At 51.3% G+C, this 18,247-nt stretch carries 15 protein-coding genes; 9 read left to right on the forward strand and 6 right to left on the reverse strand.

The features are described 5' to 3' along the window. Positions 1 to 83 precede the first annotated feature (83 nt). Positions 84 to 2,870, reverse strand: a complete 2,787-nt coding sequence (locus tag LX98_RS02710) for a tetratricopeptide repeat protein (protein WP_496427432.1) — start codon at positions 2,868 to 2,870, stop codon at positions 84 to 86. Positions 2,871 to 3,027: 157 nt separating this feature from the next. On the opposite strand from LX98_RS02710, the gene LX98_RS02715 reads away from it, so the two are divergent. The 4 genes from LX98_RS02715 to LX98_RS02730 all read left to right on the forward strand — a co-directional run bounded on the left by LX98_RS02715 (position 3,028) and on the right by LX98_RS02730 (position 7,729). Further along, positions 3,028 to 5,991, forward strand: coding sequence for a DUF748 domain-containing protein (locus LX98_RS02715; RefSeq protein ID WP_496427433.1), 2,964 nt, complete (start codon positions 3,028 to 3,030; stop codon positions 5,989 to 5,991). Positions 5,992 to 6,069: 78 nt separating this feature from the next. Beyond that, entirely contained in the window at positions 6,070 to 6,861 is a 792-nt protein-coding gene (locus LX98_RS02720; protein WP_496427434.1) for a DUF1295 domain-containing protein, read from the forward strand. Positions 6,862 to 6,883: 22 nt separating this feature from the next. Beyond that, a complete protein-coding gene (locus LX98_RS02725) occupies positions 6,884 to 7,303 on the forward strand; it encodes a hypothetical protein (RefSeq protein ID WP_496427435.1) in 420 nt (139 codons plus the stop codon). Positions 7,304 to 7,309: 6 nt separating this feature from the next. Then, entirely contained in the window at positions 7,310 to 7,729 is a 420-nt protein-coding gene (locus LX98_RS02730) for a hypothetical protein (protein ID WP_496427436.1), read from the forward strand. 112 nt (positions 7,730 to 7,841) lie between these two features. On the opposite strand, the gene LX98_RS02735 is transcribed toward LX98_RS02730, so the two are convergent. The 3 genes from LX98_RS02735 to LX98_RS02745 form a co-directional block, all read right to left on the reverse strand. Next, a complete protein-coding gene (locus tag LX98_RS02735; RefSeq protein ID WP_496427437.1) occupies positions 7,842 to 9,116 on the reverse strand; it encodes an AmpG family muropeptide MFS transporter in 1,275 nt (424 codons plus the stop codon). 86 nt (positions 9,117 to 9,202) lie between these two features. Next, positions 9,203 to 9,763 (reverse strand): YqgE/AlgH family protein, encoded by a 561-nt coding sequence (locus tag LX98_RS02740; protein ID WP_312643951.1) that lies wholly within the window; start codon positions 9,761 to 9,763, stop codon positions 9,203 to 9,205. Between the two features lie 229 nt (positions 9,764 to 9,992). Then, positions 9,993 to 10,265: a Fe(2+)-trafficking protein gene (locus LX98_RS02745; RefSeq protein WP_312643949.1), complete on the reverse strand. Its 273-nt coding sequence runs from the start codon at positions 10,263 to 10,265 to the stop codon at positions 9,993 to 9,995. Positions 10,266 to 10,511: 246 nt separating this feature from the next. Between LX98_RS02745 and LX98_RS02750 the strand changes: the two genes are divergently transcribed. Further along, complete coding sequence (locus tag LX98_RS02750) at positions 10,512 to 11,447, forward strand: Ppx/GppA phosphatase family protein (protein WP_496427438.1); 936 nt, start codon at positions 10,512 to 10,514, stop codon at positions 11,445 to 11,447. Between the two features lie 17 nt (positions 11,448 to 11,464). Here LX98_RS02750 and LX98_RS02755 read toward each other — a convergent pair whose 3' ends face one another. Both LX98_RS02755 and LX98_RS02760 read right to left on the reverse strand, forming a co-directional pair. Next, on the reverse strand, positions 11,465 to 12,982 hold the full coding sequence (locus LX98_RS02755; protein ID WP_496427439.1) for a methyltransferase domain-containing protein: 1,518 nt from the start codon (positions 12,980 to 12,982) through the stop codon (positions 11,465 to 11,467). A 590-nt stretch (positions 12,983 to 13,572) separates the two neighbouring features. Next, a complete protein-coding gene (locus tag LX98_RS02760; protein ID WP_496427440.1) occupies positions 13,573 to 14,259 on the reverse strand; it encodes a methyltransferase domain-containing protein in 687 nt (228 codons plus the stop codon). Positions 14,260 to 14,404: 145 nt separating this feature from the next. Between LX98_RS02760 and LX98_RS02765 the strand changes: the two genes are divergently transcribed. The 4 genes from LX98_RS02765 (at position 14,405) to LX98_RS02780 (ending at position 18,127) form a co-directional block, all read left to right on the forward strand. Then, positions 14,405 to 14,884: a hypothetical protein gene (locus tag LX98_RS02765; RefSeq protein ID WP_496427441.1), complete on the forward strand. Its 480-nt coding sequence runs from the start codon at positions 14,405 to 14,407 to the stop codon at positions 14,882 to 14,884. 198 nt (positions 14,885 to 15,082) lie between these two features. Then, positions 15,083 to 15,919 (forward strand): endonuclease/exonuclease/phosphatase family protein, encoded by an 837-nt coding sequence (locus tag LX98_RS02770; RefSeq protein ID WP_496427442.1) that lies wholly within the window; start codon positions 15,083 to 15,085, stop codon positions 15,917 to 15,919. A 226-nt stretch (positions 15,920 to 16,145) separates the two neighbouring features. Beyond that, a complete protein-coding gene (locus LX98_RS02775) occupies positions 16,146 to 16,724 on the forward strand; it encodes a sigma-70 family RNA polymerase sigma factor (protein ID WP_496427443.1) in 579 nt (192 codons plus the stop codon). Further along, on the forward strand, positions 16,724 to 18,127 hold the full coding sequence (locus LX98_RS02780; RefSeq protein ID WP_496427444.1) for a hypothetical protein: 1,404 nt from the start codon (positions 16,724 to 16,726) through the stop codon (positions 18,125 to 18,127). The genes LX98_RS02775 and LX98_RS02780 overlap by 1 nt, the downstream gene beginning before the upstream one ends. Positions 18,128 to 18,247: the final 120 nt, after the last annotated feature.

Here is an 18,247-nt window from a genome sequence, read left to right on the forward strand (position 1 = left end):
ATAATTGCAAACCTGCTTCAATGTTCCCTTAGAATAGCTTGGGAAAAATTCTGAGGGACATTGGGTTGGGTAAGCCCAGCTTCCTAAGGAGCTGGAGAAGATACGGGAGATGCTTGGGAGTCCTGGGCCTGTTGCAGTTTGCGAATAACCGTTTCCTTGTCATATGGCTGTCCGCTGGTTTTCAGGAGATCCTGGTAATTTTCGAACACCGTGGCCACATTTGGATGGTCGGGTCCGAGTCCGTTTGAGGAAATCCAATAACTGCGTTGGTAGAGGGGCTCGGCCTCGTCGTATTTTCTTTGAGCTTTGTACAGTTCCGCCAGGTTGTTGAGGCCAATAGCTACGTCAGGGTGCGTAGATCCCAAGGCGCCTTCAGTGATGTTGAGGGAGCGCTGTGTGAGGGGCCCGGCCAAGGCGTGCTTGCTTTGGGCTGTATAGAGAAGAGCCAGGTTGTTGAGACTCCTGGCGAAATTAGGATGATTGGGTCCAAGAGACACCTCTTCAATTTGGAGGGCCCGCAAGTAGAGGGGTTCGGCTTCGGTATACTTTTCTTGGGTGCGAAATAGTTCCGCCAGGTTGTTGAGGCTAGTGGCGATATTAGGATGATTGAGGCCAAGAGTCACCTCTTCAATTCGGAGGGCCCGTAGGTGTAGGGATTCGGCTTCGGTGTATTTTTCTTGGGCACGATAAACTTCCGCCAGGTTATTGAGATCCCGTGCCACATCGGGATGATTCGGTCCCAAGGCCGCTTCATCAATCTGGATGGCCCGCTGATAGAGGGCCTCGGCCTCGGCGTACTTCCCTTGGGTGTAATACAGGGCCGCCATGTTGTTAAGGGTGACTGCAACTTGGGGATGGTCGGCTCCGAGGGCCGTTTCCGCAATCTGGAAGGCTCGCTGATAGAGGGGCTCGGCGTCGGTGTACCTGCTTTGCGTACGATACAGCTCCGCCAGATTGTTAAGGTTCAAGGCCACTTGTGGATGATTCGCTCCTAGCACCAGTTTGTTAATGTGGAGGGCACGCTGGTAGAGGAGTTCGGCGTCGGCGTGCTTCCCTTGCGTCCGATACAATTCCGCTAGGTTATTGAGATCCCGTGCCACATCGGGATGATTCGGTCCCAAGGCCGCTTCGTCAATCCGGAGGGCGCGCTGATAGAGGGGCTCGGCTTCGGCATACTTCCCTTGGGTGTAATACAGGACCGCCATATTGTTAAGGGTGACTGCAACTTGGGGATGGTCGGCTCCGAGGGCTGTTTCCGAAATCCTGAGGGCGTTCTGCAAGAGGGGCTCGGCGTCAGTGTACCTGCCTTGCGTGCGATACAGTTCCGCCAGGTTGTTGAGGCTGCCAGCCAAATCGGGATGCGTTGGATCTAAGTCTTGTTCGCGAAGCTGAAGGGCTTGGAGAAGGTGAGGCTCCGCCTCGGCGTATTTTCCTGCCCGGACGCCGGCTAGGCCTATTTCGTTGAGGAGTTCAGGGGCCGTCGGCGAACGAATAACGGACGCTTTCTGATACCAGGTGAAGGCCTCAGTAAATTTTCCGGCATAGATTTCCATGCGGGCGCGTGAGATATAGAGTACATGCCGCTTATTTCGTTCATGGTTTTCAGTTTTTTGAATGTGTTCCTCGGCTTCGGCGAAGAATTTTCTGGCTTGTGCCATGTTCCCCTCTGCCGTTGCTTGCAGGCCTTTGAGGTAGAAGTCACCGGGTTCTGGTGCTAACCCTCTTGCAAGTATTTTGGCCTTTTTGGGCAAAGCGGGTATTTTTTGGGGATTGCCTTCGAGGGATTGCAGGGGAGCCGCTTCGGCTTTGATGACTTCTTCTGTTTGCAGGGCTTTGCGATATGGGGTGTTCCACGCTCGAACCTGGTCTCTTCGATAAGCCAGAAATTTTTCCTGGTTCGGGTTAAATAATTCCGGCTCCATGAAGGCTTCAATTTTGCCTTCCTTCCACAGTTGCTTTAATAGATTTTTTGCAAAGATATGTATTTCCGGGTAACGCAGCATGCCATCGCCGTCCCAATCCGCTTCCGCCCATTGGGGACCTATGGCTTGCAAGAAGCTATAGGTAAAGGCGCTCATGTGCGGGAGATCCGGTCCCTGCAAGGGATAGGAAACTTGCTTTTTGGTACTGGCTGAAAAAATTGTCGTCTTGCGTCCCATTTCGCCCAAGGTCAGTGATTGGGAGAGAACCCCCTGACCGCTAAAGCATGTATCTATGATGATGACCAATTCCCCTTCAAAGGCAGGCTTGCCTTCTTTGAAGCGGGTTCGGGTGACGAGTTCCGCGAGGGCGATCCCTTGCCCTTCCCCCAGTTCCTCCTGACCAAAGGTTTGCAGCCAGAGATCTTTGGTGCCGACCGAGCCATGGCCGGTGAAATAGATGACGATGATATCGTTATCATATTTTTCTTGGTAACTCGTTTTGACAGATTTAATGATTGCGCTCCGCGTGGCCTCTTGCCCGGTCAAAATCGGATGGTCAGGGTCGAGAGGTTGATAGCCGAGTCCGGTGAGCGCGTCGGCGATTTCGGTCGCGTCGGCTTGGGTAAAGGGTAAGTCCGAGTTCGGGAGGCCGGTTTCATTAACGGCGACCACGAGGAAATATTTCTGCCGGTCTTTCCAGGATTGAAACGGTCCGTCTTCCTCTTCAGTCTTTAGCGAGCCTTGATTGACCAGAGGCTCGGGATAGGATTTCTCAAAAGATGTCTGAACGCATCCGGTGTGTATTCCTAAACAGTTTAAGGCAATTATCCCTGCACACATAAGCCGGGTGGAATAATTGGAATTTGCTTGTGTGGGTGGTAGATAAATCCCAGGATGGTGACCGGCCAACGATTGGTTTTGAAGGGTTGATTGGTAATAAAACTGCATCACCTAAAAACCATCGCAAAACCATGAATTGATTGCAAGCACTTCTCACGGGTGTTTTGGGGGTCCCTTGGGGATGAGTCGTTATGATAGAGTGAAAGTGTTTTTTGTGTTGTCTGCAGGCGGTGACTTTCTTTTCCCTACAATCTTATAAATTTTTATGACCAAAACTTTAAAAATATTCTTGTTCGTGCTGTTCGGCTTGATGGTTTTGTACACGGTGGTTGGGTTTTTGGTGATTCCCTGGGCGATTACCACGAAGGTTCCTCCCAGGCTTTCGGAGCAATTGGGTCGGCCGGTGACTATGCAGGAAGCCGGGTTCAATCCATTTTTGTTTACACTACAGATAAACGGGTTTGGTGTTCAGGAATCGGATGGCTCACCTATGGTGGGGTTTGAGGAACTGTTCATTAATTTCGATCCTGCCGCTTCGCTGGTGAACCGAGCCTACACGTTTGCGGAAATTCGGGTGGAGCTGCCGTATGGATTGGCATGGGTTCGCGCCGACGGGTCCTTGAATCTGGCGGCATTAGGCCTTTCCTCCGAATCTCAGGATGTCCCTCCCGAGGCTCGATCTGAGGAAAACTCATCATCAGAATCCGCAGAATTGCCGGCGATTCTAATCGAACAACTTTCCATTCAACAGGGAATGTTGGAATTTCGGGATTCTTCCCGCCCGACTCCATTTGTGGCGCATTTCGTGCCAATCAATCTCACGCTGGAACAGTTTAGTACCCAAAAAGGTCAGGCCAATTCCTATGTGCTCTCAGCTGAACGCGGTGCAGGTGAGAAAATTACCTGGGAAGGGACGGTCACTCTGGAACCCTTTCAGTCCGAAGGGCGCTTGGTTTTTGAAGATTACCAATTGCCCGGACTATGGACCTATGCTCAGGATCTGGTTCGATTTGAGATTCCTCAAGGACAGATAACGATGAAAGGACATTATCGATTGTCTACGACCGATCAGGGGGTGGATGTCGTGGTCGATGGAGGGACCCTGACGATTCATGATTTACAGATTCAGGAGAAAGGGACCCTCTCCCCCGTGATCACGATTCCCCTTTTTGAAGTCAACGGCGTCTCGGTTGATGTGGCCAAGCAGGACGTTCGAATTCCTTCGATACAGTCTCGTGACGCTCAATTTACCGGGTGGGTCGGGAAGGATGGTGTGGTCAATTATCAGACGTTGTTTTCACCTGTGGCATTAGAAAATCAGACAGTTCCTGAACCGGAATCTTCCCCGGCCAATCCGTGGAATATGGTCATTGAGGATCTTGCCTTGGATAACTTCACGATTGATTTCGAGGACCGCCAGCCTGAAGATCCTGTCAAACTGCTATTGGACACCATTCATTTTCACACCTCGGACGTGTCATTGGATTTGGATCGCTCTCTTCCTCTCGATCTCTCGTTTCAGTTCAATCAAACCGGACAGGCTAATTTGCAAGGGGTGTTGAAGATAGATCCCCTGTCCATTGAACTTGACCTGTCATTAAAGAACATTGCCCTTCAGCCGTTTCAACCGTACATAGCTCCCTTTGTTCAATTTGATATCGAGGATGGCGCGCTCTCGCTGCAAGGAAGCACACACTATCAGGCGGAAACGACGACTCAACCAATGGGGACCTTTAAAGGAGGAATGGGGATATCCCATTTGGCCCTTGGTGATCCCATGCAGGACACCTCTTTTTTGACATGGGAGGGGTTTGAGCTGAAGGCTTTGGATCTTCAGATTGAACCAACCATAGTAAATCTTCAAAAAATCGACCTGATTAACCCCGCACTCGCCTTGTTGATTGATGAGGAAGGAAGGTTGAATCTTAAACGATTGTTTTCACCGCCTGGATCCGTATCTCAAGAAGAAACGGCATCAGACGAAACGCTATTAGAGGCCGAATCTCCCGGATCGTCTCCGACTCCGGTCAAAATCGAGTCGGTGTCTCTCACCAATCTTCTGGCTCGTTTCACCGATCAATCGGTCTCTCCGAATGTCGTTACAAAAATTGATGGTTTGAGCGGTACGATTAAGGACCTCTCTTCGGATCAATTAGCCAAAGCTGATGTGGCGTTACAAGGGACGGTAGATAAATACGCCCCATTCAAGATTGCCGGGCAAATTAATCCTTTGAGTGAAGATGCCTATACGGATGTGACCCTCACGTTCAACAATCTTGATCTCCCCACCGTCTCTCCTTATTCGGCCCATTATGTCGGGTATCCCATCACGAAGGGGAAGCTGTCGTTGGATCTTGAGTATAAAGTTTCTGAAAAGACTCTCGTTGGTGAAAATAAGGTGTTGATTGACCAGTTGAGCCTGGGTGAGAAAATCGAAAGTCCGGATGCGACGTCGTTGCCGATTCCTCTTGCCGTGGCTTTACTGAAAGACCGCAAAGGACAGATCGATATTGATTTGCCGGTTCGCGGGAATTTGGACGATCCGGATTTTAGTTATGGAGGGGTGATCTGGAATGCCGTGGGAAATCTTCTGACGAAAGTTGCGACATCTCCTTTTGCCATGGTCGGAGGATTGGTGGGTGGCAGCGGTGATGATCTGCAATATGTGGCCTTTCCTGCGGGTAAGGCCCAGTTGTCTCCTCCTGAACAAGAAAAGCTGCATACGCTTGGTCAAGCGCTGGGCGATCGTCCTGCCTTGCGACTGGATATCGCCGGGGCTGCCGATCCCCAGGTCGATCGCCCGGGTTTGGCCGTGGAGGAATTGCGGAAACAACTGCAACAGCGAAAATTCGTCCAGGGCTCCTCTTCCGCGAGGGAGGGGATATCTTTAGATCAGATTGAACTAAGTCCGGAGGAGGAAGGGCGCTTGCTCGCAGAAGTGTATGCCGAGCAATTTGGAGTGCAACCCAATACTCTGGCTTCTCCTTCGGGAGGGAAAGCTCCGGACAATCCTTCACCTGAGCAGATGAAATCCAAATTGCTTGAATCGATCAAGGTGGAGGATGAGCAGCTTCGTCTCCTGGCTCAGCAACGTGCTCAAGGCATTCGAGAATTTCTCCTCCAGGAAGGAAAGGTATCCGGTGACCGAGTATTCCTCCTCGAACCAAACCTAAGTCCCGTCACGGAAGAGCAAACCGTCCGGACTCCTTTGGCCTTATCCGCGAATTGAGTCCCTTTCCAAAGATCTCCATGGTCGTGGTGTTAATCGTGTGTTTTCTGATTTAAGGTGAATCCGCTTTCCTGGCATATGCTCACTTTTCCGCATGTGTCTCAGATTGTAGGTCTCCTCCTGGTGCTCTTCGTTGCCTTGTGGCTTGTACATTTGCGAGTGGGCCATGCCTCCTTCGCCGATGTAGGATTTTGTTTGGGATTTGGCCTTGTCGTTATTGTTTGTGGAATAGAGGGCGAGGGCAGCCCTTGGCGACGGGTTCTTATTGGGGCGATGGGCAGTGCGTATGCCTGCCGGTTGGGCTGGCACCTGTGGAAGAATCGCATTTGGGGAAAGTCGGAGGACCCCCGGTATAAAACCCTTCGGGCAGTGTTAGGCAAATGGGAAGCGGTCGGAATCTTCGGGTACTTCATGCTGCAAGTTCCTGTTTGTCTGTTCTTTGGATTTCTCCTGTGCTGGATTATGGGCCATTCTGAATCGGCGGTAAGAGGCTGGGATCTTCTGGGCCTCGGGATCTTTTTGGTAGCCTTCTTTGGAGAGGCTCTTGCGGATATTCAACTTGAACGATTCCGATCCGATCCGACTAGCCAGGGCAAGGTCTTACAGACGGGGTTGTGGCGGTATTCCCGTCATCCTAATTATTTTTTTGAAATCCTACAGTGGTGTGCCTATATTCCGTTGGCAGTTGGATTGCCGGGGGCATGGTTGGCGATCGTGTGGCCTTTACTCATGATGTCGTCGCTCTTATGGGTGACGGGAGTGCCCCTGGCCGAGGCTCAGGCTATGAACAGCCGAGGGGAAGCCTATCGCATTTATCAACGCACCACCAATAAATTGTTTCCCTGGCTGCCTCAACGGCACAGCTCATAAAGTCATAAAGAGGAGGAGAACTATGTTGCGGAATTCTCAAGCCGCCTTCAGCCATCATTGGAGAAATCCAAGCGGACTCTTACTTTTAGCCGGCCTTCTGGTGTTGTTGAGCCTGGTGAATGGTTGTGCATTTGTCCGGGGAGAAGTGGGTGAGCCTTTTCCGGAGGATCGGATTGAGACGATTGAGAAAGGCATAACAAATCGCCAGGAAGTGGCCCAACAATTTGGGGCCCCCGATGAGATTGTCCAGGCAAACGGCTATGAGATCTTTCACTACCGCCGATTTGACAGCAAGTTGGGATGGTTGTTGTTTCTGTCCCGTCTTAATATTGGCAGTGATCATCTCTGGGTATTTTTTAATTCCCAAGGGTTAGTGGATGACGTGGTGTTTGGCAATCGGACCAGGAATGTGGAATTCCAAATCTGGCCGTTTGGGGAGTAGGGCAAGATGGTCTTGGTCTTTAGAAAAACCGGTATCCTTGGCCTCCTGTTGGTTCTTTTCCTGGCCGGCTGTGACTTTCGTCGCGTGGTGGTCAATGATCCATTCGTTGCCGACTCTCTCGAAGAGTTGGTGCCAGGGAAAAGCACGATTCAGGATGTGGCCAGCAAATTAGGCGCTCCTGATGAGATTGAGGAAGGGGCCGGCGGGATGGTCTTTCGTTACCGATATGGAGATAGCAAGACGATGCGGATAAATTTCGGATGGATTCTTCGTGTATTGTTGCCCGTCTCTCCATCCATGAATCTGGGAAGAGGTGAAGGGGTCACCTATATTTTACATGTGGCGTTGCGACCGGATTTAACCTTTGATCATTCAGTCATTCAGCCCCCACCCGATTCCCCCCATTTCTGGTTTTGGCCGTTTTAACTGCCTTAAAGTGCATGGTAACTATTAGGGAATGTTTCAACTTCATTTGAAAATAAGTGGATGTAGTCGTCCAGGCTTGTCTCAACTCCATCTTTGCCGGCTCAACAAGGTCCTATTGCCTGGTGAGGGATTGGTGGTTTTCTCCCAAGCGGCGGAGATAGGGAATGAGGAATAAGCCGGGTAGGGCAATTACGGTACACAGAAGAAAAAACCCTTCCCATCCCAACCAGGTGGCCAGGACTCCGGTTGTGGAGCCGGCAAAGACCCGTGGAATGCCCATGAAGCTGGTCAACAGGGCATATTGTGTGGCAGTAAACCGCTTGTTGGTGAGACTGGCCATAAAGGCCACGAACGCGGTTTGTCCTAGTCCACTGGAAATGGTTTCAAAGGCAATGACGGCCGTCAGGGTCGGGAGGTGATTGCCGGTATAGGCCAGAATGACAAATCCCGCCGTTGAAATCATTTGGAGGAAACCCAGAATAAACAGGGATGGCACAATCCCCAGGCGGTAGACCACCAGCCCACCAATCAATCCTCCCGCCATCAAGGCAATCATGCCAAAAACCTTGACGATCATCGCATAGTCGGTTTTTGAGACGCCGAGATCCACCATAAATGGAGAAAGCATTTCTGACGCCATACTATCGCCGACCTTATACAGCAGGATGAACAACAGCATCATGAGAGCGCCCGGACGGGAAAAAAATTCCAGAAACGGACCCGTGATGGCTTCCTGCCATGATGCGGGTGGTGGTGCGGGAATGGTGGGTTCCGGTGCAAACCATGTCGTGAGAATGCCAATAATCATCATGGCGCCCATGATGAAATAGACAGCATTCCAGGAAAGACTCTCCTGATCTGCCAGAAATAAGGCTAACGCTCCAGCGACCAACATTCCTAAGCGATAGCCATAAATAAACATGGAAGATCCAATGCCGAGTTCCTCGTCAGAGAGGGATTCACGGCGATAGGCATCCAGGACGATGTCCTGGCTGGCACTAAAAAACGCCACAAGGACACACAAGACCGCGAGGGTTGATAAATGAATTGCCGGTTGAGTCAACGCGAGTGAGGCGATGGTGATCATCAAAGCTATCTGAGTGCCCAGCATCCATCCTCGTCGTCTTCCCAGAGCAGAAGACACGAGACGGTCCATAACTGGAGCCCAGAGAAATTTGAGCGTGTAGGGGAGGCCGACTAATCCGAAAAATCCAATGGTGGTTAAATCGAGCCCTTCTTCCCGCATCCAGAATTTGAGGGTCGAGCCAATGAGTAGGAGAGGAAGGCCGGAAGAAAAGCCGGTCAAAAGCATGACCAGCATTTTGGGACTGACAAGAAGAACCCAGAAATTTTTGAGCCAATGACCTGGCTCGGTCTGCGTGGTCATACACCAGACCTTATCAAAGAAATGGGCTTAGGTCTTGTTGAAGCCGGAGGTGTAGGGATGCGGATGCAGTCGGGCCAGAGAGGCAGTCAGTTTAAATTTGGATCAACGGGCATATGCGCATACATTGTATAGTGATCTCCGAAGGTTCGGATGACCTCGCCCCATAAGACCTGAGAATCCTCCTCGAAGACGAGGTGAGGTTGGGCAGGCATGGTGAGCCATGACCCGCTTTCCATTTCCGTCTCCAATTGTCCGGGTCCCCAGCCTGAATAGCCCATATAGGCCCGAAACGATTCGTGCTCACCGGGAACTTCAAGAATGCGCTCCAGCGTCTCCATATTCCCGCCGAGATACACGCCGTCAAGCACCGCGTGGGTATCTTCAATTTCCTCATTCAAACGGTACAGGACGAGCAAGCTGTTTTTCTGAACCGGCCCCCCGGAATAGACCCGATGTTCCTGCCCTTCGAGCACTGGAACTTGAGGCAGCACCTCGGCAATATTCATCTCGGTCGGACGATTCACGACCACGCCCAGGGCCCCTTCCGGTCCATGCTCGCAGAGCAGCACGACCGTTTGACGGAAATTGGGATCGCGCAACGCCGGAGTGGCGATAAGGAAAACTCCCTTGCCTAATGGTGTGTCCATAAACCCATCCTAACGTGCCATAGGGAATCCATCAAGAGGGGCAATTCCCGGGAGAAGATCATACATGGTTGAAAGGGTACCATCGGAAAACTGGCTCACTCCCAACTCTCGTCAAACGAGGGTGTACGGTGAATCTCTTCTAACTCCGCCTTAAAAAATTGGAGGAGCCCAAATAAGAAAAGAGCCTCAATCCGAACCCTTTGAAAATTTGATAGGAAATTTTGATTGATTAATGGCGGTAATCTTTAAATTCGCCCGTGGTGTCATCTAATTTCAAAAAAGTCCGCATCTGTGTTTTAAGGGTTTGTCGGGCATTTTCATCCCCTAAATTCAACTGATACTCGTTTATAACCATGGTCTTCGTTCCGCCCGGGCCGGCCCATTCATTCCAGCAGGTTTGACAGACTTTCTGTTTGATTTCTTCTTCCAGTTTCCCCATAAAAAGATTGTCCGTGATCGGGTCCGCGTCTTTATCGCATTTTCGGCAATGAATTTGCGCCATGCTTTTCTCCTTTTGTAATTGTCAGGCCCAAAGTTTATGGGTATTAATATGCAGCAGAATTATAAATCCTAACACAGAAATCTTGGGTGGGAAAAGAAGTACAGAAAGGATTTCAACGTCCTGGTCTTTTTGAGTGCATTTCAGGTATGGATGTCGACCTCACCTTTCGGTTCCTTACAAATTGGAACTTGGAAGACCGTGAGGGGGAAATTGTGGGGCCTATCTCAAGATCGGAAAAGCGACAGCATGTTACTCGCAGGAATCGATATTGGCACCTTGACCTGCCGCTTGTTGGTGGCAGAAGTAAATCCCCCAGGGGAAATGACAGTGGTTGGTGGGGATCGGCAGATCCTACGGCTCGGGGAAGGGGTAGATCAATACAAACGGTTATCACAGGCCGCAATGGATCGCGTTGTGTCCACCCTAAAAGATTGGAAAAAAAAGACCGCGAAGTATCCGCTCGACGGGGTGGTAGTCGTGGCGACCAGCGCCGTGCGTGAATCGGTAAACCGCCAGGACTTTCTCGCCCTTGTCACTCAAGAAACCGGATGGGAAGTGGAGGTCTTAACGGGAGAAGAAGAAGCCCGGCGAACCTTGTTGGGTATTCGTTTTGGCCTTCCACCCGCCATTGCGAATTTTTTGGGATTGGATATTGGCGGCGGCAGTACCGAATGTATCCTGGCTCATTCTGGAATGGCTCCGGCCGTCATTTCGTTGGATCTGGGAGTGGTGCGCTTATTAGAGCGGGTGCTTCGTCTGGATCCACCCACAACCCAGGAGATTTCCCAGGCTGAAGCCTGTATTGATGAGGAATTGGCCAAGGTGTCAAAAGCCTTCGGGACTCTTTCAGGCATACCGCTGGTCGGGACGGCAGGGTCCGTCACCACACTCGCCGCGATGTCTCAAGGATTGCCGAGATATGAGTCGGCACGTGTCCACAATTATGAGTTAACGTTGTCGACCATCAAAGGGCTGGAGCAGGATCTCATCACCAAAACCGGACCGCAGCGTTTGGCCATGCCAGGCCTTGAGCCCGGGCGGGAATATGTCATCGTGGCAGGCACGGTGATTCTACGAAGGATTATGGAAATCTTTCGCTTTGATGCATGCCTGGTGAGCGATTATGGCCTTCGCGAAGGAATCCTGGTGGATAAAGCCAGAAAGTTGAAAATGGTGAAATAAGAAGGGTGGGATGGGTCCTATCGCTGAGTGTACCAGCGGAAACCGCCGGATTCTTTGAAGGCCGGTTGTTGCCCGATACTCATGCCGCCGGGCTTTTCGACCAATAAGACTTTGAAATCCCACAGACCGAACCATGCCGGATCCAGGACGTTATGGTAGTGCAGGCCGGTGAGTTTGGGTAAAAGAGCACCCAGCGCCGTGCCCAATTCTTTTTCGGTATAGGCGCGAACGGAGAAGGGCTTCTCCAACTCACGGCAAAATCGCCGTAGAGTATAGGCCGCTCCGGTGCATAAGACATTAATGTCCCGTTTCATGCCCAGTAATTGTGGCAGGGTGCAATACTGCTCGCGGAAGCCCAGCCATTTGGCGGCATGACGGAGATGACTGAATTGCACTTCATATTCGGTGTGCCCAGGCAATCTGACGGGAGAGGGCCAATCATCTTCGATCCCGAATTCGACCAGGATGGCACGTCCGCCCGGCTTCAGCACGCGCCAGACTTCCTGTAAAAATTGAATGGCGCCGTAATTGAAAATTACTTCGTCGGGAAAGGGGGGCATGAGTGGAAGGCGCATGCGCCGGATAAGGTCCAGGGCTTCCTCATGCAAAGGATTCTCGCCTCGATACGTAAGGAGTTCGTCCCCGGAAAATTGGATTGGCGTCATGTCGGCGAGATTTTCATTGTCGATCAATAGATCAACGGAACGGTCCGCCAGAGGCATTCGTTCCGCATTGGCTTGAATGGCCGATGCCGTCCACCCTGCTTGTCGCGCCAGCGACGTTTGGGATTCCAGAAACGGGCCGGTCAGATCCAGAAAGGTGTACTGGATGTCTTTCCGCTCCTCCGCTGAGAGTTCTCCTGCCAGTTCTTTTGAGACATACCCGAGGCCGGCGCCCACTTCCACAATGCGTTTGGGCTTGGGGGAGAGCCAGCCCATTTGCCGCAGGGTTTTGCCGAGCAGTCGCCCATAGGTCAGCCCGTTCATGGCTTCGCAGGGTTCGCGAAATAAATGAGAGACCGTCGTTTCGATGATTTCAAAATGGCCGTGGGGCCCTTGAATGCCCTGAACGTGAAATTTGGACAGGTGATCTTCGGTTTCAGCTTGGACGTTTTGATGCCACCCTTCCCGCACCTTTTGCAGCAACAAATCCCATTTCGCCTCTGCGCTGTGTCCGCTGGGGGGTTCGGTTCCAAAATAGGCTAACGAAAACCGCGGTTGGGCCCACCGTTCTAAATGCCAGCGACCATTCTGTTGGGTCGGGCTGCAGACCCATTTCCCATACTGATTGAGCAGGGCGCCAATAGTCATACGACCATCCATCGCGCCGAGCAGGGCTGCGCCCAGGCGATTGAGCCGAACCAGGGGTAATTCTTCATCAAGCGGGGCCACCCACCATTCATCCGGTGCATGCTGATAAATCACAATATCGGGCATGCGCCATGCCCGTTGACTGAGGATGTCCCCCTCCAAGACCTGAGGGGTGATTCCTGCCCAGGTATCGGTGGTGGGTTGAGAGGCGGTGGTTTGGGTCATGGGTTTCTATTCGTTATATGGAAGTCCAAACGCCAAAAGAAGTTGCAAGGGTACCCCAATGATCCAAAAGGCCGCAACCATGGATCATTCCGAATTTATGGTTCTTGCCTTACAGCTTGCCGATGTGTATCGGATATCCATCTTGAGGATTGCTAGTAAATAAGCGCAGGCAGGTGAACGCCTCGCAGGTGTGTCCACAACTCGCGTGTCAACGTAATGTTCTGTGTTGCCGGGTTTCGCCCCGGCAGGCGAGGTTTTGCCTGATGCGTCTCGAAGAGCGCGACCTTTGTTGTGGAGGCAAACGGCCCCAAAACCATTGACGCCCCGTCTGGCCCCATGAGAGGGGAGGGACGCCAGCCTGCGGAGGGCGGACCAACTCACGGAGCCTGCCCTGAGGTTGCTCGAAGGGCTCAAACAAGGCCCGCCAACGAATGAGAGGGTCCCTCCCTTGAGCCGGACGGCAGGCGTCGGACCATGGGAGAGAATCTTTCAAGGACACACAGAAAAGAGGGAAGAACCCTCTATTCTGTATGATCCGCAACCATTTCTTTCCTTGTCAGGAGGAGGGAGAGAAACCAAAGTCCTGGCACTTATTGCTGTGTGCCCTGTAGGGGTTTTTGTGCCAGGATGCTGGCAAAGGCTGCATCTCCAGTATCGACTTCTTGATAACGCAACACCCGCAAGCCAGGGAGCAACGTCAATAATTCGTTCCGCTCCAAGAGGAAGGTCCTGTTAAATTGTGGGCGGTATTGCAAATGATCAACCGTATAGGTTTCGATCAGAACCACCCCGCCGGGCTTGAGGGCAGCAGTAATTTTTGGGAAGAGATCGCGCTGCAGGAAATAGGTGCAGATAATCACATCGTAGGAATTGGGGGGAATGGTGTATTGTTCCAGGTCGGCGACGACGGTGGTCAGTTTCACGCCTTTCTCGGCAGCGAGGGCTCGGGCTTTTTTGAAACCCGCCTCTGAAATATCGACCCCGGTGACCTGAAAGCCTTTTGTGGCTAAAAAGACCCCGTTGCGTCCTTCACCCATGGCCAGGTCAAGGGCAGCCCCCTGGGGTAGAAGATCGACCTGGTCCGTTAAAAACGGGATGGGGTCACGTCCGAATAGATAGTTCTCGGTTTCATATTTCTTATTCCATCGCTCCTTGTCTGCTTCGGCTCCCCACGAGGAGTCAATGGCCATGAATCCAGCAAGTGCGAATGGACCCAAAAGCCCCAGGACGAATATTAGGGAAATATTTGGGAATAGCTGAAAGCGAATTTTCATCATTTGACCTCCACAGCAGTTGAGAGAATCGTAGCCGATTCCAGTCAGGGGACGAAAGAATCCAGCACGTTTCTTGGTGGTCTTTCCCTGTTTCAGTGGGTATTATGGCACCGTTTGGGAGATGAATGGAAATTGTAGGAGAAAACATATGCCTGCCTATGTTGTCACGTGGATTCATTTGTTGGCCGCCATCACCTTCATTGGCGGATGGATGTTTGTTCAGCTCGTCGTTAGGCCAAGTTTGACCGAAGGTAAGGCTAGGGTACCGTCGATGGAAGCTCTTGAAATGGTCAAAAAAGTTGGCCAACGGTTTAAAATGGTGGGGTGGGTGAGTCTTATGGCGCTGGTCTTTACCGGAGCGTCTCAATTATTGGATGAAAGCGGGTCAGCACGCATTGAAACCAGTTGGGGCTTGATCATGATGCTCAAGCTTTTTGTCTTTGCGATTGTAGGAGGATTAATTTTCGTCCACGATCTTATTCTTGATCCCTATGGTGTCTCCGCAAAGAGCAAAAAGAATGAGACGGAGCCACTCCTGTTTTCCGGAAAAGTGGTATGGGTCCAACGAGCCATCTTAAGTCTGAGCCTGGCCGTCTTGTTCATTGCGGCCTATTTGACGTCTATTTGACGCGAGAAATTTTCCCTTCTTGCCAGCCGGTTTCTGCCAATAAGCCTCTTTGCTGAGAAACCCAACCTTATACACTGAAGGGATCGTGAGAGTGTTTTAGTCCCCCTAAAGCAATCTTTTTCTTTTTCCAAGCCTATGGTACAACCTTGGGAAAGGTAAAGATTTCATGACCTATCACACGTCACCAAGGAGGAGGAGATGGCCAAAGCATTCTCCGTTGCGTCTTGGAATGTGGAGCATTTCGGGGCGATGCACAAAAATAAGGGGAAGCCGAAAAAACCGATAGGCCCCATTATCGAGTTTTTAGCCCAACAACATGCCGATGTGGTTGCGGTGTACGAAGTCGTGGGCTCGACGGTATATGACGCCATCGTGACGGTGATGCCAAATTACCAGTTTCATATTACGGAGGGGCCTCAAGCACAGGAAATTTTGATAGGTGTGAAGCGAACCTTCTCGAGTTTTTATACTCAACGGCTGGAATTTAAATCGGGGGTATCCGTTCTGCGGCCTGGTTCCTTGCTCACGATTCAAGTGGATGGGAAAGCCTATCCCCTTTTGTTTTTGCATTTAAAAAGTCTAACGGAACCTCGAGGGTTTGGCTTGCGGGACGATCAGACCGAACGGGCGCTCAAATTGCGAAAAGTCCTGGATAAGGCATCGTGCAGTGAGGGCCAGGCGAATTATATTTTTCTGGGGGATCTCAACACGATGGGGATGAATCTGACGTTTAGCACGAAGGATGTCAGTGCAGACGAGGAAGTCCAACGTCTGCAGAAACGGGTGAAAAACCGGAAGATGCAGGTACTCGACAAGTCCTATCCGGAGACCTACTGGCCGGGTTCGAAGTCCTCTTACTCCCCGGGCAACCTTGATCATGTTGTAGCGGCGGACCATTTGCAGTTTAAGGCCTTTGGAGCAGCCCATATCGATATTCGCGGATGGCCGCAAGAAACGACTCCTGAGAAACGAGATGCGTGGACCAGGAAATATTCCGACCACGCGCTTCTGTATTTCGAAGTCCAGAAAGTGTAGAGCCTTCTGCCCTTATCATCTTCCGGGTTTTCCGCTGGTTGCCTGATGGCTCGTGTGTGCTCTCTTCCAAGTTCCTCTCCGCCATTCCCATCCAGTGGTACCATATCCAGAAGCTTCACGAATCATGGGAATGCCACATTCCAGGATCAACCGTATGACTTCCGGAGAGTTACCCTGTGCCCGAAAATCCTTGTGCAAAATAAGCCCGGAGGTTGAATGTTGGTGATTGACGGGAAAAGGCCATAACCCGGCTATGGCCCGGGATCAGATCATTTGCCAACTCCGTGAAAGGATTGTGGCCTTTGCGACATCTCGTGGATCAAGGGAGGTGGCTGAAGATTTGGCTCAGGAGGTTCTTCTGGTCTTGCACGAGAAATATCCTCACGTCACGGAATTACCCGAGCTGGTTCCTCTGACCTTTCAAATTCTCAGGTATAAAATGCTGGATCTCCATCGAAAAAACCTCCGACGGGGCGAATATCATCAGGAATCCATTGATGATCGGCCGCTTGCAGATTCTGGAGATGATCCCGCCATGCAAGCCGAGCAGAAAGAGCGGGTGGGTCAATTGATTGAGGCGCTTCAGCAATTGGGTGAGCGTTGCAGGGAATTATTCCGGCTGAAACTTCAAGGCCATACCTTTCCTGAGATTCAACAGATATTCGGTGAGCGATCCATCAACACCATTTATACCTGGGACTCCCGCTGTCGAAAACAACTACTGGCTTTCATGGGAGGACGTTGGGGGACCACTATCCCTCAGGCTGGTGAAGACATAAAGAAAACCGTGGAGAAGGATCTATAATGGCCACATCCTGGGAACATCTGCTTGGCGGCTATGCCACTAATACGCTGACCGACGAGGAAAAGCGCCAATTATATGATGCAGCCCTCAACGATCAAGCCCTCTTTGATGCCTTGGCCGATGAAGAAGCCTTGAAAGTCATGCTCGCCGATCCTGAGGCCCGCCGGCGCATACTGGCCAGTCTAGAAGCAACAGAGTGTTCCGGTGATGTTTCGGATGAGAAAGTAAAATGGGTGAACTGGTTTAAGGAGCACACGTCACTTGCCTGGGCGGGGAGCATTGCTGCCGTGGGTCTGGCCCTCATCTTTGGCTGGCAAATGGAAAAAGAATGGGGGCCGGTGGTCAGTCAGGAGCAGCAAGCCGCGAAATCCTCATCAAGAGAGGAACTCGCATTTCGGACACAGAAACTTTCTGAGGAACGTACGACCTCGTTACAGAAGGAGGCCTTGGAGAACAAACCAGCTCAGACGGAGGCAATTGAGGGGGAACGTCAAGTTAGGGCCAAAACGGAAAGCGACGCGAGAGAAAGCGGTCTAGCCATGAGGCGCCAAAGAGCACATGAACAAGTGGCTCAATCCCCACCAGCACCTTCAGCATTGATCCAGCCTAAGGACGGGCGCTCCCTCCAGCCCTTTTCGGTTCCTGAGGCTTCTGAAGTACCGATGGCGGATAAGGTTTCAAAAGCCACAGCCCCTGGCAGAATAGCCGACCAAACTATGGATGAGGCAACCCAATTACCTCCAAGCGCCCAGGAACTGTTTTATGCGGCAAGTGGATCCTTAGTCGATGAAGTGATTGGCGAGAAAAGCGATATCGATAGGGACGACCAGGCCCTTCGCGGGGCCCTTTCCAAAACCATGAAACCCTCTTCTAAAAAGAAGCCGATGTCCTTTCCTTTGGAGCGAGATTTGGCAGGAGGTGCAGCAATTTCTACTGCCAGAGGGATCCGATACAGCTTTGTCCAACAGACGAAAGAGGGCAAAGATGCGGAGGTGGAAATACGGCAGGTAACGGGGAATTGGGCGGAAATTCGATTGGCTGTGGAATCGAACGTTTCCGGGTATCTCTATGTGCTGGCGCCTTTGGGAAATGGCAGATGGCAGAATCTGGTGCCCATGGAATCCGACAAGGGGAGGCAATCTGAAGTAGGGATTGAGGTGAAATCATTCCACCGAGTGGAATTTTCCCTTGGGCAATTGACGGTTAATTCAAACAAATCCTTTGCTCCTTCTCTAACCGTTTTGCTTTCATCTACGCCACTTAAGGACCTGAGCCAATGGCTGGAAAGTGAAGTTGATATGTCGGCATATCAAATTGAGCGGGCAGAGGGTGCGGTGTTTGTCGTAGAGCCAAGCCAAATGAGGAAAGAAATCTTTCAGATTGAGATTCCATTAGGAAATTAAGACCGTTGAGGAAAATTCAAATACCTCTTTGGTTTTTGCGGAAAGTTCATCCAAGTTTATAGGTGAGGTGTTTAAGGGAAAAGGAATGTGCTGTCCATTTTCCTTTTTTGGCTTATTGAC

The organism is Nitrospira marina, from assembly GCF_059568365.1.

What these genes read in the sequence shown, in the direction of transcription:
- LX98_RS02710 (WP_496427432.1), bottom strand. Translation starts at nt 2,870, where the DNA reads ATGCAGTTTTATTACCAATCAACCCTTCAAAACCAATCGTTGGCCGGT.
- LX98_RS02715 (WP_496427433.1), top strand. Translation starts at nt 3,028, where the DNA reads ATGACCAAAACTTTAAAAATATTCTTGTTCGTGCTGTTCGGCTTGATG.
- LX98_RS02720 (WP_496427434.1), top strand. Translation starts at nt 6,070, where the DNA reads ATGCTCACTTTTCCGCATGTGTCTCAGATTGTAGGTCTCCTCCTGGTG.
- LX98_RS02725 (WP_496427435.1), top strand. Translation starts at nt 6,884, where the DNA reads ATGTTGCGGAATTCTCAAGCCGCCTTCAGCCATCATTGGAGAAATCCA.
- LX98_RS02730 (WP_496427436.1), top strand. Translation starts at nt 7,310, where the DNA reads ATGGTCTTGGTCTTTAGAAAAACCGGTATCCTTGGCCTCCTGTTGGTT.
- LX98_RS02735 (WP_496427437.1), bottom strand. Translation starts at nt 9,116, where the DNA reads ATGACCACGCAGACCGAGCCAGGTCATTGGCTCAAAAATTTCTGGGTT.
- LX98_RS02740 (WP_312643951.1), bottom strand. Translation starts at nt 9,763, where the DNA reads ATGGACACACCATTAGGCAAGGGAGTTTTCCTTATCGCCACTCCGGCG.
- LX98_RS02745 (WP_312643949.1), bottom strand. Translation starts at nt 10,265, where the DNA reads ATGGCGCAAATTCATTGCCGAAAATGCGATAAAGACGCGGACCCGATC.
- LX98_RS02750 (WP_496427438.1), top strand. Translation starts at nt 10,512, where the DNA reads ATGTTACTCGCAGGAATCGATATTGGCACCTTGACCTGCCGCTTGTTG.
- LX98_RS02755 (WP_496427439.1), bottom strand. Translation starts at nt 12,982, where the DNA reads ATGACCCAAACCACCGCCTCTCAACCCACCACCGATACCTGGGCAGGA.
- LX98_RS02760 (WP_496427440.1), bottom strand. Translation starts at nt 14,259, where the DNA reads ATGATGAAAATTCGCTTTCAGCTATTCCCAAATATTTCCCTAATATTC.
- LX98_RS02765 (WP_496427441.1), top strand. Translation starts at nt 14,405, where the DNA reads ATGCCTGCCTATGTTGTCACGTGGATTCATTTGTTGGCCGCCATCACC.
- LX98_RS02770 (WP_496427442.1), top strand. Translation starts at nt 15,083, where the DNA reads ATGGCCAAAGCATTCTCCGTTGCGTCTTGGAATGTGGAGCATTTCGGG.
- LX98_RS02780 (WP_496427444.1), top strand. Translation starts at nt 16,724, where the DNA reads ATGGCCACATCCTGGGAACATCTGCTTGGCGGCTATGCCACTAATACG.